The organism is Staphylococcus sp. SM3655, from assembly GCF_016917315.1.
Taxonomy (GTDB): Bacteria; Bacillota; Bacilli; order Staphylococcales; family Staphylococcaceae; genus Staphylococcus; species Staphylococcus aureus.
The window spans coordinates 763,501-786,299 of the sequence record NZ_CP070305.1; the positions used below are offsets into that span (position 1 = coordinate 763,501).

The window sequence follows — 22,799 nt, forward strand, 5'->3', positions numbered from 1 at the left end:
CTAGTAAGATATCAAATAAGGAGGTTTATATTGTGGTTCAAGAATATGATGTAATCGTTATAGGTGCGGGACATGCAGGTGTAGAAGCAGGTTTAGCATCTGCAAGACGTGGTGCTAAAACATTAATGCTAACAATAAATTTAGATAATATTGCATTTATGCCATGTAACCCATCTGTAGGTGGACCAGCTAAAGGCATCGTTGTTCGTGAAATTGATGCTTTAGGTGGACAAATGGCAAAAACAATCGATAAAACACACATTCAAATGAGAATGTTAAATACAGGTAAAGGACCTGCTGTAAGAGCACTAAGAGCGCAAGCAGATAAAGTACTTTATCAACAAGAAATGAAACGTGTGATTGAAGATGAAGAAAATCTTCATATCATGCAAGGTATGGTAGATGAATTAATTATAGAAAATGATGAAGTTAAAGGTGTACGTACAAATATTGGTACAGAATATCATTCTAAGGCAGTTATCATCACAACAGGGACATTTTTACGTGGTGAAATCATTTTAGGTAATATGAAGTACTCAAGTGGACCAAATCACCAATTACCATCAATCACATTATCAGACAATTTAAGAGAACTTGGTTTTGATATTGTTCGTTTTAAAACAGGTACACCACCGCGTGTAAATTCAAAAACAATTGACTATTCGAAGACTGAAATACAACCAGGTGACGATGTAGGTCGTGCATTCAGCTTTGAAACAACAGAATATATATTAGATCAATTGCCATGTTGGCTAACGTATACTAATGCTGAAACACACAAAGTTATCGATGATAATTTACATCTATCTGCAATGTATTCAGGGATGATTAAAGGAACCGGGCCACGTTATTGCCCTTCAATTGAAGATAAATTTGTTCGATTTAATGATAAGCCGCGACATCAACTTTTCTTAGAGCCTGAAGGTCGTAATACAAATGAAGTATATGTGCAAGGATTGTCTACAAGTCTTCCTGAACATGTGCAACGTCAAATGTTAGAGACGATACCAGGTCTTGAAAAAGCAGATATGATGCGTGCCGGCTACGCAATTGAATATGATGCGATTGTGCCAACGCAGTTATGGCCTACACTTGAAACGAAAATGATTAAAAACTTATATACTGCAGGTCAAATTAATGGTACATCTGGTTATGAAGAAGCAGCAGGACAAGGATTGATGGCAGGTATTAACGCTGCAGGTAAAGTGTTAAACACAGGCGAAAAGATATTAAGTCGTTCAGATGCATATATTGGTGTCTTAATCGATGATCTTGTAACTAAAGGTACTAATGAACCTTATCGTTTACTAACATCACGTGCAGAATATCGTTTGTTACTACGTCATGATAATGCTGATTTGAGATTGACGGATATGGGATATGAACTTGGTATGATTTCTGAAGAACGATATGCACGTTTTAATGAAAAACGTCAGCAAATTGATGCGGAAATTAAGCGTTTATCAGATATTCGTATTAAACCAAACGAACATACGCAAGCGATTATCGAACAACATGGTGGTTCTCGCTTAAAAGATGGTATTTTAGCTATCGATTTATTACGCAGACCTGAAATGACTTACGATATAATTTTAGAAATTTTAGAAGAAGAACATCAATTGAATGCAGATGTTGAAGAACAAGTAGAAATACAAACAAAATATGAAGGTTATATCAATAAATCACTACAACAAGTTGAGAAAGTTAAGCGTATGGAAGAGAAGAAAATTCCAGAAGACTTAGATTATAGTAAGATTGATAGTTTGGCGACTGAAGCGCGAGAAAAATTATCAGAAGTAAAACCTTTAAATATTGCACAAGCTTCTAGAATATCAGGGGTAAATCCAGCAGACATATCTATATTATTGATTTACTTAGAACAAGGTAAACTCCAAAGGGTGAGTGACTAATGACTGTAGAATGGTTAGCAGAACAATTAAAAGAACATAATATTCAATTAACTGAGACTCAAAAACAACAGTTTCAAACATATTATCGTTTACTTGTTGAATGGAATGAAAAGATGAATTTGACAAGTATTACAGATGAACACGATGTATATTTGAAACATTTTTATGATTCCATTGCACCTAGTTTTTATTTTGATTTTAATCAGCCTATAAGTATATGTGATGTAGGCGCTGGAGCTGGTTTTCCAAGTATTCCGTTAAAAATAATGTTTCCGCAGTTAAAAGTGACGATTGTTGATTCATTAAATAAGCGTATTCAATTTTTAAACCATTTAGCGTCAGAATTACAATTACAGGATGTCAGCTTTATACACGATAGAGCAGAAACATTTGGTAAGGGTGTCTACAGGGAGTCTTATGATGTTGTTACTGCAAGAGCAGTAGCTAGATTATCCGTGTTAAGTGAATTGTGTTTACCGCTAGTTAAAAAAGGTGGACAGTTTGTTGCATTAAAATCTTCAAAAGGTGAAGAAGAATTAGAAGAAGCAAAATTTGCAATTAGTGTGTTAGGTGGTAATGTTACAGAAACACATACTTTCGAATTGCCAGAAGATGCTGGAGAGCGCCAGATGTTCATTATTGATAAAAAAAGACAGACGCCGAAAAAGTATCCAAGAAAACCAGGGACGCCTAATAAGACTCCTTTACTTGAAAAATAATGCATAATCCTTTACAACTAACATAAAAGGAGCGAATGGATAATGAAAAAACCTTTTTCAAAATTATTTGGTTTGAAAAACAAAGATGACATCATTGGACATATTGAAGAAGATCGCAATAGTAATGTTGAATCCATTCAAATTGAACGTATCGTTCCCAACCGTTATCAACCAAGACAGGTGTTTGAACCAAATAAAATTAAAGAACTTGCTGAATCAATACATGAACATGGTTTACTACAACCTATTGTTGTAAGACCGATTGAAGAAGATATGTTTGAAATTATTGCTGGAGAGCGCCGATTTAGAGCAATACAATCACTAAATTTACCTCAAGCAGACGTTATTATTCGTGATATGGATGATGAAGAGACGGCTGTTGTTGCATTAATTGAGAATATTCAAAGAGAAAATTTGTCTGTTGTTGAAGAAGCGGAAGCCTATAAGAAATTATTGGAAATTGGTGATACAACGCAAAGTGAATTGGCAAAAAGTTTAGGTAAAAGTCAAAGCTTTATTGCAAATAAGTTGCGTTTATTGAAGTTGGCGCCGAAAGTACTACTTCGCTTAAGAGAAGGTAAAATTACTGAACGCCATGCGAGAGCGGTATTATCATTGTCTGATAGTGAACAAGAAGCGTTGATTGAGCAAGTCATTGCACAAAAACTAAATGTGAAACAGACTGAAGATAGAGTACGCCAAAAAACGGGGCCCGAAAAAGTCAAAGCACAAAACCTTCGCTTTGCACAAGATGTCACTCAAGCACGAGATGAGGTAGGCAAAAGTATCCAAGCGATTCAACAAACAGGACTACATGTTGAGCATAAAGACAAAGATCATGAAGATTATTATGAAATAAAAATTCGAATATATAAACGTTAGTAGTAGGATGTCGTATACATGATGACTAACACATAAAAGACAAAGCTAAGATCATAACAGCTTTGTCTTTTTTTGTTTTACGTGAAACATAAAAATTTATATTTATATGTTGATCAGGCTGGTACATAAATCAATGTTCTATGCTCTACGAAGTTATATTGGCAGTAGTTGACTGAACGAAAATGCGCTTGTAACAAGCTTTTTTCAATTCTAGTCAACCTTGCTGGGGTGGGACGACGAAATAAATTTTGCGAAAATATCATTTCTGTCCCACTCCCTAATTTGAGCTGGATATACTTTCATTTGAACCCTTTATTGCTAGTTTATGAAAGTATCATGAAAGCTTTATGAACATCGCTTGAGTTGCCTTTACAGTAGAAAATTTAAGTTTTACACTTTGTGTGAATGATACGTTTTGTATTGAATTAATTATAGAAAGGTACGTTGAAGATGTTTTCAATTGGAAGTGCAATTCTTCATTTTGTCATTGGTGGTATCGCTGTTGCATTAGCTTCAATTATTGCTGATAAGGTAGGTGGTAAGTTAGGAGGTATTATAGCTACTATGCCGGCAGTCTTTCTTGCGGCTATTATCGCATTAGCTTTAGATCATCGTGGTACGCAATTAGTGGAGATGTCGATGAATCTTAGTACTGGAGCAATTGTCGGTATTCTGTCTTGTATATTAACTGTATTTTTGACATCTCTCTACATTAAGCATAAAGGTTATCGGAAAGGCGCAATATTCACGGTTGTTTGTTGGTTTGTTATTTCCCTCGCAATATTCAGTATTAGACATTTATAGTTTGGAAAATGCGTGATAATTAGTTGTATTCAGTTATTAAGTAATAAATTATTGGAGGCAGAACATCATGAAATTAACATTAATGAAATTTTTTGTGGGGGGATTTGCAGTATTATTAAGTTATATTGTATCTGTAACACTACCTTGGAAAGAATTTGGCGGTATATTTGCAACGTTTCCGGCAGTATTTTTAGTGTCTATGTTTATTACAGGTATGCAATATGGTGATAAAGTCGCTGTGCATGTAAGTCGTGGCGCAGTGTTTGGTATGACAGGGGTATTAGTTTGTATTTTAGTTACATGGATGATGTTACATATGACGCACATGTGGTTGATTAGCATTGTTGTTGGTTTCCTAAGCTGGTTCATCAGTGCAGTATGTATTTTTGAAGCGGTAGAATTTATAGCACAAAAAAGATTAGAAAAGCATAGTTGGAAAGCTGGAAAATCGAATAGTAAATAGTGTGAACGTAATCTCTTAACTAGGACTAACTTTGCAAGCATTGAATAGCATGGAAAAGTTGCATCATTAATAAGTGAAATTCAAGTTGGCATTGAGAAAATTACAAGCGCGTAATCATACAGGTCTGTCTTAAGGGAGTCTTCGAACCCCGATGTTGTCGTATGTCAAAACATTTAGTCAATCATAAAGGTGACTTGATTTAACTTTATCTGATAGTCTGATTGTAATGATTGTACTAATTGACTGGAGGCGTATGTAATTGAATCTGAGTAAACAAATTAAAAAGTATAGGGAACGAGATGGTTATTCACAAGAATATCTTGCTGAAAAGTTATATGTATCTAGGCAGAGTATTTCTAATTGGGAAAATGACAAAAGCTTACCAGACATACATAACTTATTAATGATGTGTGAATTGTTCAATGTAACTTTAGATGATTTAGTAAAAGGGACCATTCCATTTGTACCTGATATTAAAGCGCAACGAAGTCTTAACTTATGGACATATGTGATGCTTATTTTCATGACATTAGCTGCAATTTTAATGGGACCTTTAGTTGTTTATTGGAATTGGACTTGGGGTGTAACGGTGGCAATCATTTTGGGAATAGGTTTTTATGCATCTATGAAAATAGAAGATTTAAAAAAAGTGCATAAAATGGACAACTACGATCGAATTGTTGCTTTTATGAATGGAAAAGATCCTAGTGAAGTACAAACGACTAAAGCTAGAAATACGATGACAAATGCGCTTTCTATTATATCAGTAATTGGTATACTCAGCCTCATAATTTTCCTTAGTGTGTATTTGGCAAATAAGTTTTTATAAATCATCGTGGTATCGTCTCATATTATTTATATTATCCAAAATAGCATAAAAAAATACCAACAAGATTTAGAACCTTGTTGGTAATCAAAGCGATTCATTTATAATGAGTCGTTTTATGTTGTAAGATTAAACAGTTTGTACGTTAACTGCTTGGTCTCCACGTTGACCTTCAGTGATTTCGAAAGTAACTTTTTGACCTTCTTCTAAAGTTTTGTAGCCATCGCTAGCGATACCTGAGAAATGTACGAATACGTCTCCGCCATTTTCTTGTTCGATGAAACCAAAACCTTTTTCTGCGTTAAACCATTTTACTGTACCGTTATTCATATAGAAAACCTCCGTGTGCTTTTGCACTTAATATTTGTAACAAATTCATAACTAAAAAAGAGGATATTCTAAACAAATACACTACAATTTAATTCACGAGCTTTTATTACGTAAGACCAACTATACGCTCATATTGGCATAATGTACAGTGTTTTTTGAAAATAAATTAAAAAAGATTTTTAAAAACCTTAGAAACGTTGATTTAAAGGGGTTTATAAAAATAAAAAAATTGTAGTCTTTTATGGTGTTTGCTAGTTTTCAAAGTGACATATCGTTTAAACATGATGATTTTATAAGCAATCCATAAAAAACAAGCAGCGATAAACGCTACTTGTTGATATTAAAATCTGACTTGAAAGGTCATAGCAATGTTCTATACCGATGGAATGTGCTTACTTGCCTTTTTCTTCACGACGTTTTAAATAATAAGAGCCACCTAATAAACCAGCTGGAATGCCTATCATTGGTGTTGTGAATGAGCTTAATACAATAACAAGTATTGTTAAAGCAATGACGTTATACCAAGTTACAGTCAAATTTTTCAAATCCTCATATGATTGTTTTACTAATTCTCTAAATTTCATGATTCAATCTCTCCTTTTTTATAAATCTTTAGATTGTCAAATTAAGCTGGACAAGTTTATCATCTTCGATGAAACTCATAAATACTTCCAATGGTGTTCTATAACCTAAAGATTTTCTAGGATGATGATTGATTTTTTGAGCAACACTGATGATATGATCATCCGTTACTAAATTGAAATCTAGTTCTTTATCTAATCCACTGCGTCTAATTATTCCGTTAGAATGTTCATTTAAACCTCGCTGTGATGGCGTGCCTGGATCAGCAAAAAATATAGATATATCGTGACAGTTACATATTGTTTTCCAGTTTGAGAACTCCTTACCACAATCAAAAGTAATTGATTTAAATATATGAGAAGATAAAATGAAAAGGTGCAAGCAGTATTAAGAATTTAGGTAGCAAGAAAACAAGAAGTGGTACATACGATGCTAACCTAAAAAGAATTGGAGATTAAAATGATTATTAACCTTGAAACACAACAAATACATTTTGATTTAGAACATGAAATTCCCTATTTTCAAGCACCTGAGAAAAATAGGATACGCTTAGATATTGATGTTCTCAATAAAAAGCAAATTTCTAATATTATTAATGTTATATTTAATAACCAATCAAAGACGAAATGTACATTTTTGTCTGAATACTTATATCCTGTTAAATTTAGAGAAAAAACAAGAATTGGTCGTTTTTTTAATATTACTAACTGGTACGAAGAAATCCATTCTACCGATGAGAAGTATGTTATTGCAACTATTAAAAATATAAAAAACAAAGACTTAATTGATTATTCTTTATATATTAAAAAAGGTTTAGTGGAGCCATTTATTGTATTCTATAATCAAGAAAATATATTCTACATTAGCAATGCTGTTATAGATATCATCAGTGTATCCAAAGATACTCTTGATTATATAAAGTCAGAATTCAATGATCACTGTGCTTCGCCATACTGATTTTATAGCACAGAGAAAAGCCGTAGTTTCGAAGAGACCAACGGCTTTTTTATAAATCTTTAGATTGTCAAATTAAGCTGGACAAGTTTATCATCTTCGATGAAACTCATAAATACTTCCAATGGTGTTCTATAACCTAAAGATTTTCTAGGACGATGATTGATTTTTTGAGCAACACTGATGATATGATCGTCTGTTACTAAATTGAAATCTAGTTCTTTATCTAATCCACTGCGTCTAAGTATTCCGTTAGAATGTTCATTTAAACCTCGCTGTGATGGCGTGCCTGGATCAGCAAAAAATATAGATATATCGTGACAGTTACATAATGTTTTCCAGTTTGAGAACTCCTTACCACAATCAAAAGTAATTGATTTAAATATATGAGAAGGTAAAGATGAAAACATTGAGTGTAGAGCGTTTTCTATATCAGTTGCCTTACGACCTAAGGGTCGTAAGGTGATAATCATCTTGGATACTCTTTCTACCAAAGTAATGATTGCACTACCATGACGACGACCAACAATAGTATCTCCTTCAAGATGTCCAAACTCCTTATGTTTTCTTTGGTAGGAAATACATATTGAGTTTAGCACATAAGGCTTATTTATTTACCTTTTTCTTCACGACGTTTTAAATAATAGGCGCCACCTAATAAACCAGCTGGAATGCCTATCATTGGTGTTGTGAATGAGCTTAATACAATAACAAGTATTGTTAAAGCAATGACGTTATACCAAGTTACAGTCAAATTTTTCAAATCCTCATATGATTGTTTTACTAATTCTCTAAATTTCATGATTCAATCTCTCCTTTTCTTAAATCAATTAATAGTTATACTGCATTGCTTAAAATCAAAATATCTAATGAAGCATCTTTTAATCGTAAGTGTTAAATGGTTTTCTTAATCAATTTGTTTGAATGTACAAAAGCAATTAAAGCAAAAGTAATGTAAATGAGGGTGTATACAACAATTACTACAATAACCGGCATGAAGGAAATATTACCCATCAATTTCATAAATGCTATTGCGGCGAATACTGCATGTAATATAGCAATCAATAATGGTAAACCGAAGTTGAAAGTAATTTTTAATAATAATCCCTTAAGCATATCTGTATGCGTAAAGCCTATGCGTTTTAATATTCTGAAGTTACTTAGTTCATCCTCAGTTTCATCCATTTGTTTAATATAAATAATACATCCAGCTGCTACTAAAAATGCTAATCCTAAAAATGATGTAACAAATATTAGAATACCGTTAGTAGCATCGACCTCTTTTTTCATTTCATCATACGTGATGACTTTGTCTCCAAACTGTTTTGCAATTGCTTGAGCTTTTTCCTTTTGTGATGTTTGTTTAATATCATATCCATAAAAAGTATGAACGTTATTTTGTGTTTTCAACTGCTGATACTTTTCAGGACTTACTTCGATGACAGGTGAGTTGAAGCTTAGATTTAAAGGATAAACCTTACCTTTGTCTTCTTGTGTAACACGGAAAGTTTCATTCTTAGTACCTTTTACTACTAAATCTTTGTTTAAATGGATATTAATAATGTTAGGCAGCGATTTTGTATTTGTAATGATGGCATTGTTGCCTGTTAACTTGTTATTTGCACTTAAAATAGAATTCGTGCGACCTGAATCACTACCATTTTCCAAAGTAATAACCTGATCATTAACATTATCTACAGTAATAGTTTCGTAAGTATTTTTAGAAAATGTAATTTGTTGTTGGCTTAGTTTAGTTTCAAATTGTTTAGCATCTTGAGTAGCGACCACGTTAAATTCATTTGGTGCCATAGATGTAAGGGTTTGATCTGTATTTGATTTAGATAATGCCGCAAAACACAATACAGTTACTGTAACTGCAGAAATAATTGCAATGATAGTTAAAGACATGGCATTTTTCTTCATTCTGTACATAATAGACGATGTGAATACAACATCGGTAATAGATACGCGTCCATTTTTTGATTTTTTCAATGTTTTAAAAATAAGTGACACGGAACTTCTGAAGAATAAATAGGCGCCTACAACCGTTAAAAATAAAATGATAAACGGTGATGTCATAGCCATAGTTAGTGCTTTGAACGTACCAAACATTTCTGTCGCCATATAATAGCCTAGTGCAATCATAGCAATACCTAATACGCCTGAAATAACCTCTGCAGTCGTTACTTTAGCAGTTGTGGCATCAGTTTTAATTGAATCTTTCATCATTGATAAGATACTACGTCTTTTTAGAAATAAAGCACTTTGAAATAAAATCAGTACATACGCAATAATTAGCATGAAAATAGTTAAAACAAGGGCCATAGGTTCGAAATGTATCGATAAGTTAATCGATAACGACATCAATTTAGATACTATGGAAAGCAATAATTGTGCACCTGCAATGCCACATAATACACCGACAACACCTGTGATTAAAAATACGATCATTTGTTCAAGTGCTAACATTTTCAAAATGTTTTGTCGTGTTAAACCAATCAACTGAAATAGCGCAAATTCACGTGTACGGCGTTTTACGAATAAATGATTGGCATACATTAAAAAGATGACAATAATGATAAATAAAAATATTGATCCGACTAAAGCACCTTTCTTAATGATGGCCATCGAGTCGTCATTATTTACACCTTTAGTAAACTGTAAGGTTGTAAAACTGAAATATAAGACGATGCTAAAAAATAATGAAAATAAATACATTGCATAATGTTTTAAGTTTTGTCGTAAGTTTTTGAAAACGATATGGTTAAATGTCATTTGAGACACCACCTAATACTGATTGAAGATGTACAATGTCTTCATAAAAGGCCTGTTTAGAACGTCCTTCCTGATAAAGTTGTGTATGAATTTGGCCATCTTTTAGCATGATGACACGTTCTGCAAAACTTGCTGCAACCGGATCATGTGTAACCATGACAATAGTTGTATCAAACGATTTATTCATTTCTTCCAAACGTTGTAATAGGTCATTTGCACTTTTCGAGTCGAGTGCGCCTGTTGGCTCATCTGCAAATATGATTTGTGGTTTGTGAACAAATGCTCTCGCTGCTGCAGTTCTTTGTTGTTGACCACCAGATAATTCGCTAGGGTATTTATTTCCTAGGTCATAAATACCTAATGCTGTCGTGATCGCTTTATAATTTTCTTCCATTGTTGCCTTCGACATTTTTTGAACAGATAAAGGTAACATAATGTTTTCTTTAACGGTTAATGTCGGCAGAATACTGTAATCTTGGAAGATGAAACCTAATGATTCTTTGCGGAATTTGGCAAGTGCTTTTTGATTAAGTTTATTAAGCTCTTGTCCGTTAGCAATCACGCTACCGCTAGAAATTTGGTCAATTGAACTTAGTACATTTAATAAGGTTGTCTTACCTGATCCAGAAGGCCCCATAATCGCAACGAATTCGCCTTTTTGTATGTCAAAGTTAATATCTTTAAGTGCTTGAAATGTGTGCTTTTTACCGTATGTTTTTGAAACATGTTGCACTGATAATATCGTCATAGTCTCACTCCTTTTGTATTTAATTTCATTTTAAATAATGTTTGGAGTAGTAGCCTTTATCTAAACTTACAATTCAATGAATGAACCTTACAGAGTTGAAAGCTATCGCTACTTAGTAGATTTTTGAGTGAGGATACAGATTCATCGTACATATTAGACAAAAGCAATGGTGCTTTCTAAGTGATGATGTTTGTGTAAATTGAGAAAAGGGAATTTAATTATTGTATAATAAATTTTTTGTAAAAATTAAAAGAGGGTTTTATTTGAAAGGAATTGATTGTTATGGAAAAAGGAAATCAAGGTATTAAATGGTCTAGTTTAATAATGGGTGTATTATTATTAATGTTGGCAGTCGTTATTTTTACATTTCCAATTGAAAATTTTTATGCTATTACCTGGTTGATTGGACTGTTTGTATTAATTAACGGTGTGATTCAAATCGTTTACCGTAGAAAAGCAAAAGCTTTAGTAGGTGGTAACCAAAATTGGATTCTGTTTATGGGGATTGTAGATATTCTATTTGGTCTATTAGTTATTTTTAATGTTGGCGCAAGTTCAGCATTCTTTATTTATATGTTTGCTTTTTGGTTTATTTTTAGTTCTATCTCTGGATTATTTACGTTTTCGGGTAGTGGTAGCTTAAAACTAATTTCAGTGATTTTTAATTTATTAGGTATTGTTTTCGGTGTCATTTTATTATTTAATCCATTAATGGGTATCGTCTTTATTTCGACGATGATTGCTATTGCATTTGTATTCGTAGGTGTCATTTATGTTGTAGATGCACTTGCTTAAGTAAAATGAAGCGGTTCAAAAGAAGGGTGTGACATGAAGTTTGTGTCATATCCTTTTTGTTGTGTTTATGAAGCATAAAAAAGGGGCGCTACCTACAATAAGTAAGATACGCCCATATTTTTATATTTTACTATTATTGTTTTTCAATACGATTAATAGTTACATTTAGTCCAAAATATTTTTCTAAAAAATGTTTATAGTTATCTTTAGTGACATCAAATTTTTCTGAGCTACCATTCCTTGTTAAAGTTAAATGATTTTCAGACATTGTAGCACGGCCAAATGATTGTGGCATTGTAATTAATAAATGCTGTACAAATATTGAATCTGGATGCGTTTGATTATATTCGATGTTGCTATTAAAATCTTCTATTTGTTTAGGTTTGAATTCAGCTTCATATTTTGTATGCCAATGATCATTTTCGAATTTTTGAACATAGAAAATATCCTTGTCTTCGTTGTTAAAAATAGCGCGGAATGTACCACTGATATCAGTAATTGGTTGTGTATGCTCAGATGAAGTAATAGGAATGGCATGTAGAGGTAAGTCTCCAAAGCCAACATCAGTTACATAGAATACATCATTTATAGAAACAACAAGTGAAGCATGTGAACCGTTCAGACTACGACCGCCACCGGGTGTGTGAATAGTAGCTGACATTAATTCAGGATTAAATCCTTTTTGTTGTAAATAGGCTTTGAAAAATGTATTTAATTCATAACAAAAACCACCACGTTTATCATGAACAATTTTATTAAAAAGTGCATCGATATTTATAGATATCGGCTTACTATTTTGAACATCAATATTTTCAAAAGGTACAGTTAACATAAAACGTGTTGCATAATAATTTAATGCTTCAATACTCGGTCGATTATAACGAGATGAATCAATTTGTAAATAATTCTCTAACTTCGCAATATTCATAAGCATAGCGCCTCCTGTATTAAAGATTATAATTAAATTTTAAACAGAAATACTGAAATTTTAAATTCGAAAGCATTGAATTTTGGATAAATACATTTTAAATAGAAAAATACGCTCTCAAAATGAAGTCATCTCTAAAAGAAACGATTTAAAGATGACTACTGAGAGCGTAGCATAATGGAAGAAGTGTGCAGGGTGTCTAAAAATGCAACAATACAAAGGTAGTTGCAAGACAAGTTGCCTTATCTAGACCATTTGTGTTCTATGCGACCAAACTTCCAAATTAAACTTGAAATAAGCCAAGTAATTAAAAATAATGCAACTAAAATATAGCCTAAATAATCAAATTCGATCGAACCAATGAATGCCCAAAACGCACCATGTAAATCTAACTTATCAGCAAGAATTTGTAGCAATTCAATCATCCCAATCACTAATGCTGCCATGACTGATATCGCAGTAATCGTTATATTGTAATAGATTTTGCGAATAGGATTGAAGAATGCCCAATTATAGGCATACTTCATTACAACACCATCTAATGTATCCAATAAACTCATACCTGATGCGAATAAAATTGGTAAAGATAAGATTCCGATAAATGAAATGGCTTGTTGTGATGCGCCTGAAGAAAGAGCGAGTAACGCAATTTCACTAGCTGTATCAAAACCAAGTCCAAATAAAAAGCCAAGTGGCAATACGTGCCAACTACGCGTGATTAATTTGAAATAAGGTCCTACAAATCGAGAAACCAATCCTCTAGATTCAAGTAATGCATCGACTTCAGCTTCTTCAATGTGTTCACGACGTAATTTAGCGAACAAGTTAATTAAAGAGATTAAAATAATTAGATTCAACACACCGATAAGCACTAAAAAGAAACCTGAAACTAGTGTACCAATCGTTCCACCAATATCTTGGAAATGCGGTAATTCATCTTTAGCCCATTTTACAGATACCCCTAAAAAAACAGCCATTAAAAATACGACAGATGAATGTCCAATTGAAAAATAGAAACCCACACCAGATGGATCTTTGCGTTGCTGTAATAATTTGCGAACCGTATTATCTATCGCGGCGATATGATCAGCATCAAATGCATGACGTAAACCTAATGTATATGCAAGAATCCCCATACCAAATAAGATATGATGGTCTTTTCCAGCAATCCATAAAAAACTAAACCCAATAACGTGTAACAAAATGACAATAGCTATGTATGGTAACCAGCTTAAGCGCTCATTTTTAAAAACAGTCAAAATATATCCTTCTTTCATAACATGATATTTAATCATACTGTATGTTCAATGTGCACTCTAGTAATAAGTGTTCATATAACGAAAATGTTATGCAAAATTATTTGTTATATAAAAATATACATGTAACCACAAAAGATTTTTTTGCGATATATATAATTTGATAAATTAACCAACAACAATGTAAGATGTCACTTTGCTTAACTTGGCATCCTTTTTATGATTTTCAAATTCAAAAAATGAGCAAAATGAATCTCTTTACCAGTTTTTAATATTTCAATACCATGCATGGAACCTAAGCACCCATGTGTGATGCTGGAATGGATATTGAGACTAGCAACCTGATTGTAATGATTAGATAGTTCTTGAATTAATATTTGAGGTCCGTATATGTCAAAGCGGCCAGGGACAGACCAAATAAATTCTGTTGTAACCAGTGAACGTAATAATTCAATATCTAATGCTGCTGTAGCAACTATAAAATCTATCATTTGTTGACGTTTAGGCGCATGATTGCATGACACATCTCCTGTTAACTTAAAAGGTAATGAAGACTGAACTTCCGTTTTAAAATGTAGTTGGTGCTGAAATAAAGCTTGTTCCAATATTGATATAGCTTTAGGACCAACGCCATGCATCTCCATTAGAGATGACTTCGTATATTGTGATACTGCTTCTAATGTGTATATACCTTGTGAATTTAGCGCGCGTGTTGCAGGCTTTCCAATTTTAGGTAAAGTCATTTGTATCCATCCTTTATGTTGTATGGTAGTCTTTCTGGCAATATACCCTGATTTGTACAGAATTATTTATAAAATTAATATTGTTTAGTGGTTGGTGAATAAATGTGGGAAATATAAACAAAATGATATCTTTATCGAAATATTATTAGTAAAATCGTTATATTAGCTTAACTAAGTGAGCGTAACATGTTAAAAATTGGGAGAGTAAGGAGGTATGTAAGTGAATACAGAATATAAAAAAGGTATATTTTTAGCACTCAGTGCATACATTCTGTGGGGAATACTACCTATATATTGGCAGTTCGTTGATGCAATAGGCGCATTTGAAATTTTAGCCTTTCGTATTATATTTTCAGCAATATTCATGATATTCATACTCGCGGTTGGACAAAAACAACGCAATGCATTTCAACGAGATAAGAATCAATTGTTAGGCAAGCCCATTCAGCTATTAGCGATTGTCGTAGCAGGCTATGTCATTACATTAAATTGGGGTACATTTATTTGGGCTGTAACGAACGGTCACGTCCTACAAACAAGTTTAGGTTATTATATAAATCCACTTGTTAGCATTTTGCTCGCACTTATCTTTTTAAAAGAAAGATTCAATAAATTTGAATGGCTAGCCATTTTATTCGCATTCATCGGTGTATTATATATGACGCTCAAGATTGGAGAATTCCCAATCGTCTCTATTATATTAGCGTTATCCTTTGGTACATACGGATTATTGAAAAAAGTAGTACATATTGATGCCATCAGCAGTATTACGATTGAATGTATTGTTACCGCACCTGCTGGACTAATATACGTTATTTATTTATGGCAGCAACATCAGATGTCATTTGGATTGAACATGTCATCATTTTGGTTGTTATTTTCTGGTGCTATTACGGCAATACCACTAATCCTATTCTCAGCCGGGGCAAAACGTATTCCACTTTCGCTAATAGGATTTATTCAATACGTTGGACCAACAATAATGTTTGTACTCGGCATATTTGTTTTCAAAGAGCCTTTTAGTATAGATCAATTAATTACGTTTATATTTATTTGGACAGGTATTGTGTTATATAGTCTTTCTCAATACATTAAATTGAAGAAACATCCGGTCGCAAAAACCCTATAAAATACGAGGAAAGATAATTATACGTGTTTTCAATATCCTTTGTGTCATGATGAGGTGAGACTGAGGTATGTGTGCAGTAACAGTGACAGACGTATAAATTTGAAACATTAAATATGAAATAAGGCACTTTCGTTGAATTCGCAATTAAAATGAATTTAAACGAAGGTGTTTTTTGTATGATGATTTATGAGGGCATACGTAATGTTAATCAATGAAGCGGAATAGTATAGAAATGTATTTTATGTGATGTTACGTAATGACTTAAATCTTTATACAAATTTTCAGTGAAGCACGCAATGATTTAAAGGATAAACGTATTTTAAAAAGGGAGTCTTGATTTAGCAAAGGTTGATTTTAAATACAAATTAAAAAGCGCCCAAATCAATGAGATTCGAGCACTAATTTAAATATTTTAAAATATACCAATTACTTTCATCCAAAGTGATCCTAAACCAATCCAGATAATAAAGTAGACGAAACCTAATATTAAGTTCATTGTCCACCAACGTTTTTGAGTCACGTAACCTGAAGAGAATAGAATCGGCGCTGGGCCACTACTATAGTGTGTTGTTGAAGCTAATAGGTTACCGAAGAAACCTAACATTAATGCACTGAATAATGGTGGTGCACCGGCTGCGATGGCAACGCCTAGTAATGCTGCATACATCGCACTGATATGTGCTGTAGAACTTGCAAATAAGTAATGTGAATAGAAGTAGAACAATATTAAAATGACCAGGACTATAGGCCAGCTTAAGCCACCAAGACTTGTAGCAATGGATTTACTTAACCAAGGAATAAATCCAAGCTTGTTTAATTGGTCGGCCATTAACACTAATACTGAGAACCATACTAATGTGTTCCAAGCACCTGTTTCGTTTAAAATGTCTTGCCATGTTAAGACACCTGTCAATAATAACAATGCTAGCGCAATAAAGGCCGTTAAAGTTGCATCAATATGAATGAAACTTCCGACAATCCATAATGTTAGAGCAATGACAAAAATACCAATCATAAATTTTTCAGCTAAAGCGATTTTACCCATAGTCGCTAATTCATTTTCAGCCCAACTCTTAGCATTTGGTGTTTCTTTAACAGTTGGTGGATAAATTTTATAAATAATAAAAGGTACAACAATTAAGGAAACAAGTCCAGGAACTAAAGCAGCTAGGAACCAATTCATCCATGTAATGTGAACATTAGATGTGCTAGATGCTAAATTTTGTGCAAGGGGGTTACCGGCCATTGCAGTTAAAAACATAGCCGCAGTAATTAAATTACCTTGGAATTCTGTGAAAACAAGAAATGCACCCATTTTGCGTGCTGATCCGTCTTTCGGTTTCGAACCAAATGATTCAGAAAGTGATTTGATAATTGGGAACATGATTCCACCAGCACGCGCGGTATTACTCGGTGTAGCAGGCGCTAGAATTAAATCTACACCGACGATAGAATATGCTAAGCCTAATGTTTTTTTACCAAATAATTTGACGAAATGAAGTGCGATCCGTCTACCAAGACCTGTTTTCACAAATCCTCTCGAAATGAAAAATGCCATAGCAATTAACCAAATGCTATTATTACCAAAACCAGCGACAGCCGTTTTCATGTCAACAATGCCAACGAGTACCATGATTGTAAATCCAATTATAGAGACGGCCCCAATTGGCATCGGTTGTGTAATACAAGCAATGATTGTCGCGACGAATATTGCGAACATATACCATGCTGTTGGATCCACAGCATCCGGTTTAAAAGGTGTAAGTGCCCAAATAAGGAGACCTACAACGATAGGGAGTATAAACTTACGATATTTAACCGTGTTTTCCATGTTAAAACGTCCTTCTTTCTATGTTTTATACATATTTCAATTTAAGAATAAAGCTAACTACAAAAGATGTACAGTAATAATTAAATATAAAATTAAATTAACGAAATCATTAATATAATTATTTTTCGAGAATCGGTGAAGAACTGGTATAGATGGTGTTTATTAAATTCAAAAAAGTGACCTTTTAAACAAATAAAAAACCCGTTAACGTGTTGTTAACGGTTAATAAGCACATATTTATTTTAAATTTTTTAATATACGAGACATCTCTTCAATTTTACCAGCATGAAGTGGGATGTGAATGGCATTTAATACTAATAACTCTTCTAAGTTATTACAACCAACAATTGGTTGTTTCAATTCAATTGCTAAATCATCTTCAGTTAGTTTTCGTGCACGTTCAGGTAATGTTTGAAGACCTTCTAAAATCGTTCCAATACTCGGTACTTCGCCCTTCCATTCATCTGGAGACGAACCATTTCCGAATAAAGGTCTATATATATTTAAATCAATATTCTCTTTACCAGTAACAGCTAAGGCTGATTCAAAAATTGTTAATACATGCCCAAATTGCCAATGAATGGTATTAGAAAAAGGCTTATGATAATCATCAAGTATCTTTTCAACTTTCCAAGTATCATACACATTTACTAAATATCCTAAACCCATATCAATGACATCAAATACCGTTTTTGTAGTCATTATTAATTCCTCCCCCCATAAATAAAACATACTTCCGTAAGTATTACCCTATTAACAAAGTTGTTAGTCATTTAAGGAATGTATTTTGTTGTTACTCTTATAACTATTCCGTTGTGCCTAGAGCTATACGTAAATCCTCATCATTAGAAATAGCTTCAATGGCTGCAGTCAAACCTGCAACTATCTTTTCTAATGGTATAGATGGTGTATCGGGTTTACCACCAATCTGCTCTGGTATGTATGGCACATGAATAAATCCGAATCGTAGGTGAGGGTAATGCTTATCTTGTAAATAACCTAAGTGATAAAGCACGTGATTACATACATACGTACCTGCGCTATTTGAAAGTGCTCCAGGAAGTCCTTGATTAATAATACTTTGAGTCATTGCTTTAACTGGTAAATTTGAAAAATAAGCTGGCGCACCGTCTAAGTGAATGGCTTGATCAATAGGTTGAAAATCATCATTATCTGGAATACGTGCATCATCAATATTAATGGCGACACGTTCTGGGGTAATGGCATTTCTACCACCAGCTTGTCCTATAGCTAGTACAACATCATAGTGATTAGATGCCAACGTTTTATTTATAATATTATCTACTTTCTTAAAAGAGGTTGGTAGTTTTAATTTATCGATTGTATGTGTGCCAATAATATCTTCTAGTTGAGTCACAGCTTCCCATGAGGGATTAATATTTTGATTGTCAAAAGGCGCAAACCCTGTTACTAAAATGTGCATTTTAAGACACCCCGCAGTATTAAAATTTAATTTAGTATAACACGCGCATAATTAAAAACATATCAGGTTATGTATGCGCATAAAAAACAGCCTTGAAAAACCTTTATAAATCGGATTTTCAAAGCGTGTTTTGAAAGGTATTTAATTAAAACTAAGCATGTTGATGTAAATCATCAAAGTTTGTTAAACGTTGTTGCCACTCATTATCACTAATATTATTTGCTTGAACATAACGATTACGCTCATGTTTAGCACATTCATAAGAGCATGCACCTAAATATTTAGTTTCGTTTTCTTCAGAAACTAATATTTGTTTATTACATTCTGGGTTAGCGCAATTAATATAACGTTCACATGGTTTGCCATCAAACCAATCCTTACCAATAATTGTTTTTTCAACTTGGTTGATATCAACACTGATACGGTCATCAAATACGTACATTTTACCGTCCCAATATTCACCTTTTGTTTCAGGATCTTTACCATATGTAGCAATACCGCCATGAAGTTGAGCTACATCTTCGAAACCTTCTTTTAAAAGCCATCCAGAAAATTTTTCACATCGAATGCCACCAGTACAGTACGTAACCACTTTTTTATCTGCAAATAACGCTTTATTCTCTTTAATCCAGTCAGGCAAATCTCTAAAGCGCGTGATATTTGGACGAATTGCACCTCGGAAATGACCTAAATCAAATTCATAATCATTACGTGCATCAATAATGACTGTGTCATCATCTTCAAGAGCTTTTCTAAATTCTACAGGTGATAAATATTGGCCAGTTGTGTGTCTTGGATCGACGTCATCTTCTAAATCTAAAGCAACGATTTCTTTTCGAGGACGTACATGCATTTTCTTAAAAGCATGTCCTTCAGTTTCATCAATTTTAAACACCATATCTTTGAATCGTTCATCGGCATGCATATGTGCCATATATTGTTCGGTTTCTTCTTTTGTACCAGATAATGTGCCGTTAATACCTTCTGTAGAAACAAGAATTCTACCTTTTAAATGGTGTGCTTTGCAAAACGCTAAGTGATCCTGAGCAAACTGTGCAGGGTCATCAATCGGCGTATATTTATAATATAAAAGAACTTGATAGTTCATAGGTTAATCTCCTTCTAAAAACATGTTATAAGCATGTTAATTTTTAAAATAAAGCGTCAATACGCATATTTGTCTACGTCCATCATTTTAACAGAGTTGTATTGTCATTCAATATTTCTAGCTTGAAATCAGCCACTAGACCGATAAAATAGATAAATGAAACCGTTATCATTTTATTTGATAGTTATCTTGTTTAAAATGAAAATGATAGTTAAAACGAATGAAATGAAAGGAATGATCATGATGTCACAACAAGATTTACCTACATTATTTTATAGCGGGAAGTCCAATAGTGCTGTTCCAATTATATCTGAAAGTGAATTACAAACAATTACAGCTGAACCATGGCTTGAAATTTCCAAAAAAGGATTGCAACTAGAAGGATTGAACTTTGATCGGCAGGGACAACTCTTTTTATTGGATGTATTCGAAGGCAATATTTTCAAAATCAATCCTGAAACGAAGGAAATCAAACAACCTTTTGTAAGTCACAAAGCGAATCCTGCAGCAATCAAAATACATAAAGATGGCCGATTATTCGTTTGTTATTTAGGAGATTTTAAATCTACAGGAGGCATTTTTGCAGCTACAGAAAATGGTGACAACTTACAAGATATTATTGAAGATCTTTCAACAGCATATTGTATTGATGACATGGTATTTGATTCTAAAGGTGGATTTTATTTTACAGATTTTAGAGGATACTCTACCAATCCACTAGGAGGCGTTTATTATGTTTCGCCGGACTTTAGAACAGTGACGCCTATCATTCAAAATATTAGCGTAGCAAATGGTATTGCTTTAAGTACAGATGAAAAAGTACTATGGGTAACAGAAACTACAGCCAATCGATTACATCGCATTGCACTTGAAGATGATGGTGTGACGATACAACCATTTGGAGCTACTATACCGTACTATTTTACAGGTCATGAAGGACCAGACTCATGTTGTATTGATAGTGACGATAATTTATACGTAGCAATGTATGGTCAAGGTCGAGTGTTAGTTTTTAATAAAAGGGGTTATCCAATAGGACAAATATTGATACCAGGCCGAGATGAAGGGCATATGTTACGTTCTACTCATCCGCAATTTATACCTGGAACAAATCAACTCATCATTTGTTCCAATGATATAGAAATGGGCGGAGGATCTATGCTTTATACAGTTAATGGCTTTGCAAAAGGTCATCAAAGTTTTCAGTTTCAATAAGACCTACCTGAATGAAAGGCGTCTTAATATAAGTTTAAATCTTAGCGATTTTTAAGTTAGAAGTTAAATATAATTTGCTTCAATTTGTAAAATGAAGTTTTGTATAACGTAAATAGGCAATATTTAATATAAGAAAGTATAAAGAAGAATTTTCTTGATTATTTCTAATGAAGCCAATGCCAATTTAATAAGGAGTTGTTTATTTTGGCTATTTATATTTTTTGTACAATACTAGTTTTAGTTGCAGTTGGAGCACTTTTGACAAATAGAATAAGGGATAAAAAAGATAAAAGGCTAGATATTTTATCTAGTGTATTACTTTTAATTTCATCAATATCATTGTTACTTTATGGTGTTATTATCAATTAAGTTAAATATGATTTTTAATTTAGAAGTTAAAAAATGCCAACTATACCTAGGGATGATATAGTTGGCATTTCGTATATATATTAAAACAATGAGGATTGTGTAATGAGATTATTCTGAGATTGAGAATTCAGCTGATGCTTCGAATTTAACATCTTTGCCTAGCATTACGCCACCAGTTTCAAGTGCTTGGTTAAAGTTAATGCCGTAGTTTTCTCTATTGATTGTACCAGTAACAATAACACCTGTTACTTGAGAACCATCCATTGGATTTTTACTTACTCCGTTGAATTCAACATCGAATGTTTCTTCGTTAGTGATGCCTTTAATTGTTAAATCACCAACAACTTTGCTTTCAGATACTGATTTTGTCACAAATGTAATTTTATCAAATTCGTCAGTACCAAAGAAATCACCAGATTTTAAGTGGTTATCACGTGCTTCGTTTTTAGTGTTAATTGAGCTTGGAATAATTGTTGCAGTAGCTTTCAAAGTACTGAAGTCATTAATATCTCCTTCAACAGCTACATCAAATTGATCAAATGAACCTTTCACTTTAGAAACCATTAAATGTTTAATTTGGAATTCTAAACTACTGTGTGCACCATCAAAAGTAAAGTTAGTCATAATATAAAACCTCCATATTTTTATCTCTTAGATATATTTTTTATACTTGATATACATACGATACCACCTAAAAAACAAAGATGCAAGCATTTTATTTCGAATTCGAATATTTTCTGTGATGTATTTAAAGAATGACCTATAAAACACCACACTATTGTTATACCCTAGTCAATTAATTCAAACATAAAGAAGTGATTACAAGTCCGTGAAATTTAGTTAATGAGATAAATCTGACTATTATTATCATTTTTATAGTCACTACTATTGACTTTGCATCAAGTGACTCGTACTATTTTAATATAATTCTGAAAATTCAAAATATAGAACATTAATTATGTAGATAATATTTTTTTGAAGTTTTAAA

23 protein-coding genes and 4 pseudogenes are annotated in these 22,799 nt (G+C 33.0%); 12 read left to right on the top strand and 15 right to left on the bottom strand.

Going from position 1 to position 22,799, the window contains the following annotated elements:
* The first annotated feature begins 32 nt into the window (after nt 1-32).
* From mnmG to JQN76_RS03765, 6 genes are all read left to right on the top strand, one after another.
* Nucleotides 33-1,910 carry a tRNA uridine-5-carboxymethylaminomethyl(34) synthesis enzyme MnmG gene (gene mnmG / locus JQN76_RS03740; protein ID WP_000249668.1) on the top strand — a complete coding sequence of 626 codons (1,878 nt, stop codon included), beginning with the start codon at nt 33-35 and terminating at the stop codon, nt 1,908-1,910.
* Entirely contained in the window at nt 1,910-2,629 is a 720-nt protein-coding gene (gene rsmG, locus JQN76_RS03745) for a 16S rRNA (guanine(527)-N(7))-methyltransferase RsmG (protein ID WP_000215595.1), read from the top strand. Before mnmG ends, rsmG begins: the two co-directional genes overlap by 1 nt.
* A 42-nt stretch (nt 2,630-2,671) precedes the next feature.
* Entirely contained in the window at nt 2,672-3,511 is an 840-nt protein-coding gene (gene noc, locus JQN76_RS03750) for a nucleoid occlusion protein (RefSeq protein WP_000742837.1), read from the top strand.
* A 450-nt stretch (nt 3,512-3,961) separates the two neighbouring features.
* Nucleotides 3,962-4,315 (top strand): DUF3147 family protein, encoded by a 354-nt coding sequence (locus JQN76_RS03755; RefSeq protein ID WP_000491382.1) that lies wholly within the window; start codon nt 3,962-3,964, stop codon nt 4,313-4,315.
* Between the two features lie 67 nt (nt 4,316-4,382).
* Nucleotides 4,383-4,778 (top strand): DUF3147 family protein, encoded by a 396-nt coding sequence (locus JQN76_RS03760; RefSeq protein WP_000779136.1) that lies wholly within the window; start codon nt 4,383-4,385, stop codon nt 4,776-4,778.
* A gap of 259 nt (nt 4,779-5,037) precedes the next feature.
* Nucleotides 5,038-5,607 (top strand): helix-turn-helix domain-containing protein, encoded by a 570-nt coding sequence (locus JQN76_RS03765; protein WP_001054118.1) that lies wholly within the window; start codon nt 5,038-5,040, stop codon nt 5,605-5,607.
* A 126-nt stretch (nt 5,608-5,733) separates the two neighbouring features.
* On the opposite strand, the gene JQN76_RS03770 is transcribed toward JQN76_RS03765, so the two are convergent.
* From JQN76_RS03770 to JQN76_RS03780, 3 genes and pseudogenes are all read right to left on the bottom strand, one after another.
* On the bottom strand, nt 5,734-5,934 hold the full coding sequence (locus JQN76_RS03770) for a cold-shock protein (protein ID WP_001059079.1): 201 nt from the start codon (nt 5,932-5,934) through the stop codon (nt 5,734-5,736).
* 392 nt (nt 5,935-6,326) lie between these two features.
* Nucleotides 6,327-6,518 (bottom strand): peptide resistance ABC transporter activity modulator VraH, encoded by a 192-nt coding sequence (vraH, locus tag JQN76_RS03775; RefSeq protein ID WP_000672039.1) that lies wholly within the window; start codon nt 6,516-6,518, stop codon nt 6,327-6,329.
* Nucleotides 6,519-6,546: 28 nt separating this feature from the next.
* A pseudogene (locus JQN76_RS03780) lies at nt 6,547-6,873 on the bottom strand (IS30 family transposase); the annotation flags it as partial.
* A 14-nt stretch (nt 6,874-6,887) separates the two neighbouring features.
* Here JQN76_RS03780 and JQN76_RS03785 point away from each other — a divergent pair.
* Nucleotides 6,888-6,974: pseudogene (locus JQN76_RS03785) on the top strand (toxin C-terminal domain-containing protein); the annotation flags it as partial.
* A gap of 1 nt (nt 6,975) precedes the next feature.
* A complete protein-coding gene (locus JQN76_RS03790) occupies nt 6,976-7,473 on the top strand; it encodes a hypothetical protein (protein WP_000586232.1) in 498 nt (165 codons plus the stop codon).
* 59 nt (nt 7,474-7,532) lie between these two features.
* On the opposite strand, the pseudogene JQN76_RS03795 reads toward JQN76_RS03790, so the two are convergent.
* The 4 genes and pseudogenes from JQN76_RS03795 to vraD form a co-directional block, all read right to left on the bottom strand.
* Nucleotides 7,533-8,045: pseudogene (locus JQN76_RS03795) on the bottom strand (IS30 family transposase); the annotation flags it as partial.
* Between the two features lie 35 nt (nt 8,046-8,080).
* Nucleotides 8,081-8,272 carry a peptide resistance ABC transporter activity modulator VraH gene (gene vraH, locus JQN76_RS03800; protein WP_000672038.1) on the bottom strand — a complete coding sequence of 64 codons (192 nt, stop codon included), beginning with the start codon at nt 8,270-8,272 and terminating at the stop codon, nt 8,081-8,083.
* 92 nt (nt 8,273-8,364) lie between these two features.
* The gene (gene vraE, locus JQN76_RS03805; RefSeq protein WP_000143652.1) at nt 8,365-10,245 is read right to left on the bottom strand and encodes a peptide resistance ABC transporter permease subunit VraE; all 1,881 of its coding nucleotides are present in this window, start codon (nt 10,243-10,245) and stop codon (nt 8,365-8,367) included.
* Nucleotides 10,235-10,993 (bottom strand): peptide resistance ABC transporter ATP-binding subunit VraD, encoded by a 759-nt coding sequence (vraD, locus tag JQN76_RS03810; protein WP_000154162.1) that lies wholly within the window; start codon nt 10,991-10,993, stop codon nt 10,235-10,237. Before vraD ends, vraE begins: the two co-directional genes overlap by 11 nt.
* A 282-nt stretch (nt 10,994-11,275) precedes the next feature.
* Here vraD and JQN76_RS03815 point away from each other — a divergent pair, with 282 nt between their 5' ends.
* Nucleotides 11,276-11,788, top strand: coding sequence for an HdeD family acid-resistance protein (locus JQN76_RS03815; RefSeq protein ID WP_000410771.1), 513 nt, complete (start codon nt 11,276-11,278; stop codon nt 11,786-11,788).
* A gap of 133 nt (nt 11,789-11,921) precedes the next feature.
* Here JQN76_RS03815 and JQN76_RS03820 read toward each other — a convergent pair whose 3' ends face one another.
* From JQN76_RS03820 to JQN76_RS03830, 3 genes and pseudogenes are all read right to left on the bottom strand, one after another.
* Complete coding sequence (locus tag JQN76_RS03820) at nt 11,922-12,716, bottom strand: arylamine N-acetyltransferase family protein (protein WP_001017423.1); 795 nt, start codon at nt 12,714-12,716, stop codon at nt 11,922-11,924.
* Between the two features lie 242 nt (nt 12,717-12,958).
* Nucleotides 12,959-13,975, bottom strand: a complete 1,017-nt coding sequence (locus JQN76_RS03825) for a HoxN/HupN/NixA family nickel/cobalt transporter (RefSeq protein WP_000215642.1) — start codon at nt 13,973-13,975, stop codon at nt 12,959-12,961.
* A gap of 165 nt (nt 13,976-14,140) precedes the next feature.
* A pseudogene (locus JQN76_RS03830) lies at nt 14,141-14,715 on the bottom strand (helix-hairpin-helix domain-containing protein).
* 220 nt (nt 14,716-14,935) lie between these two features.
* On the opposite strand from JQN76_RS03830, the gene rarD reads away from it, so the two are divergent.
* Nucleotides 14,936-15,844 carry an EamA family transporter RarD gene (gene rarD / locus JQN76_RS03835; RefSeq protein WP_001091168.1) on the top strand — a complete coding sequence of 303 codons (909 nt, stop codon included), beginning with the start codon at nt 14,936-14,938 and terminating at the stop codon, nt 15,842-15,844.
* 412 nt (nt 15,845-16,256) lie between these two features.
* On the opposite strand, the gene JQN76_RS03840 is transcribed toward rarD, so the two are convergent.
* From JQN76_RS03840 to trhO, 4 genes are all read right to left on the bottom strand, one after another.
* The gene (locus JQN76_RS03840) at nt 16,257-17,675 is read right to left on the bottom strand and encodes an anion permease (protein ID WP_000432352.1); all 1,419 of its coding nucleotides are present in this window, start codon (nt 17,673-17,675) and stop codon (nt 16,257-16,259) included.
* A 237-nt stretch (nt 17,676-17,912) separates the two neighbouring features.
* Nucleotides 17,913-18,377 (bottom strand): bacillithiol transferase BstA, encoded by a 465-nt coding sequence (gene bstA, locus JQN76_RS03845; RefSeq protein WP_000208919.1) that lies wholly within the window; start codon nt 18,375-18,377, stop codon nt 17,913-17,915.
* 103 nt (nt 18,378-18,480) lie between these two features.
* On the bottom strand, nt 18,481-19,119 hold the full coding sequence (pcp, locus tag JQN76_RS03850) for a pyroglutamyl-peptidase I (protein WP_000547837.1): 639 nt from the start codon (nt 19,117-19,119) through the stop codon (nt 18,481-18,483).
* A gap of 151 nt (nt 19,120-19,270) precedes the next feature.
* A complete protein-coding gene (trhO, locus tag JQN76_RS03855) occupies nt 19,271-20,227 on the bottom strand; it encodes an oxygen-dependent tRNA uridine(34) hydroxylase TrhO (RefSeq protein ID WP_001109276.1) in 957 nt (318 codons plus the stop codon).
* A 243-nt stretch (nt 20,228-20,470) separates the two neighbouring features.
* Between trhO and JQN76_RS03860 the strand changes: the two genes are divergently transcribed.
* Nucleotides 20,471-21,442 carry an SMP-30/gluconolactonase/LRE family protein gene (locus JQN76_RS03860; RefSeq protein WP_000082554.1) on the top strand — a complete coding sequence of 324 codons (972 nt, stop codon included), beginning with the start codon at nt 20,471-20,473 and terminating at the stop codon, nt 21,440-21,442.
* Nucleotides 21,443-21,646: 204 nt separating this feature from the next.
* The gene (locus JQN76_RS03865) at nt 21,647-21,811 is read left to right on the top strand and encodes a hypothetical protein (protein WP_001029364.1); all 165 of its coding nucleotides are present in this window, start codon (nt 21,647-21,649) and stop codon (nt 21,809-21,811) included.
* A gap of 108 nt (nt 21,812-21,919) precedes the next feature.
* Here the strand turns inward: JQN76_RS03865 and JQN76_RS03870 are convergent, their stop codons facing one another.
* Entirely contained in the window at nt 21,920-22,435 is a 516-nt protein-coding gene (locus JQN76_RS03870; protein WP_000181131.1) for a YceI family protein, read from the bottom strand.
* Nucleotides 22,436-22,799 lie beyond the last annotated feature (364 nt).

Coding starts and splice junctions, on each gene's coding strand:
- rsmG (WP_000215595.1), top strand. CDS start 1,910: ATGACTGTAGAATGGTTAGCAGAACAATTAAAAGAACATAATATTCAA.
- noc (WP_000742837.1), top strand. CDS start 2,672: ATGAAAAAACCTTTTTCAAAATTATTTGGTTTGAAAAACAAAGATGAC.
- JQN76_RS03755 (WP_000491382.1), top strand. CDS start 3,962: ATGTTTTCAATTGGAAGTGCAATTCTTCATTTTGTCATTGGTGGTATC.
- JQN76_RS03760 (WP_000779136.1), top strand. CDS start 4,383: ATGAAATTAACATTAATGAAATTTTTTGTGGGGGGATTTGCAGTATTA.
- JQN76_RS03770 (WP_001059079.1), bottom strand. CDS start 5,934: ATGAATAACGGTACAGTAAAATGGTTTAACGCAGAAAAAGGTTTTGGT.
- vraH (WP_000672039.1), bottom strand. CDS start 6,518: ATGAAATTTAGAGAATTAGTAAAACAATCATATGAGGATTTGAAAAAT.
- JQN76_RS03790 (WP_000586232.1), top strand. CDS start 6,976: ATGATTATTAACCTTGAAACACAACAAATACATTTTGATTTAGAACAT.
- vraH (WP_000672038.1), bottom strand. CDS start 8,272: ATGAAATTTAGAGAATTAGTAAAACAATCATATGAGGATTTGAAAAAT.
- vraE (WP_000143652.1), bottom strand. CDS start 10,245: ATGACATTTAACCATATCGTTTTCAAAAACTTACGACAAAACTTAAAA.
- vraD (WP_000154162.1), bottom strand. CDS start 10,993: ATGACGATATTATCAGTGCAACATGTTTCAAAAACATACGGTAAAAAG.
- JQN76_RS03815 (WP_000410771.1), top strand. CDS start 11,276: ATGGAAAAAGGAAATCAAGGTATTAAATGGTCTAGTTTAATAATGGGT.
- JQN76_RS03820 (WP_001017423.1), bottom strand. CDS start 12,716: ATGAATATTGCGAAGTTAGAGAATTATTTACAAATTGATTCATCTCGT.
- JQN76_RS03840 (WP_000432352.1), bottom strand. CDS start 17,675: ATGGAAAACACGGTTAAATATCGTAAGTTTATACTCCCTATCGTTGTA.
- bstA (WP_000208919.1), bottom strand. CDS start 18,377: ATGACTACAAAAACGGTATTTGATGTCATTGATATGGGTTTAGGATAT.
- pcp (WP_000547837.1), bottom strand. CDS start 19,119: ATGCACATTTTAGTAACAGGGTTTGCGCCTTTTGACAATCAAAATATT.
- trhO (WP_001109276.1), bottom strand. CDS start 20,227: ATGAACTATCAAGTTCTTTTATATTATAAATATACGCCGATTGATGAC.
- JQN76_RS03860 (WP_000082554.1), top strand. CDS start 20,471: ATGTCACAACAAGATTTACCTACATTATTTTATAGCGGGAAGTCCAAT.
- JQN76_RS03870 (WP_000181131.1), bottom strand. CDS start 22,435: ATGACTAACTTTACTTTTGATGGTGCACACAGTAGTTTAGAATTCCAA.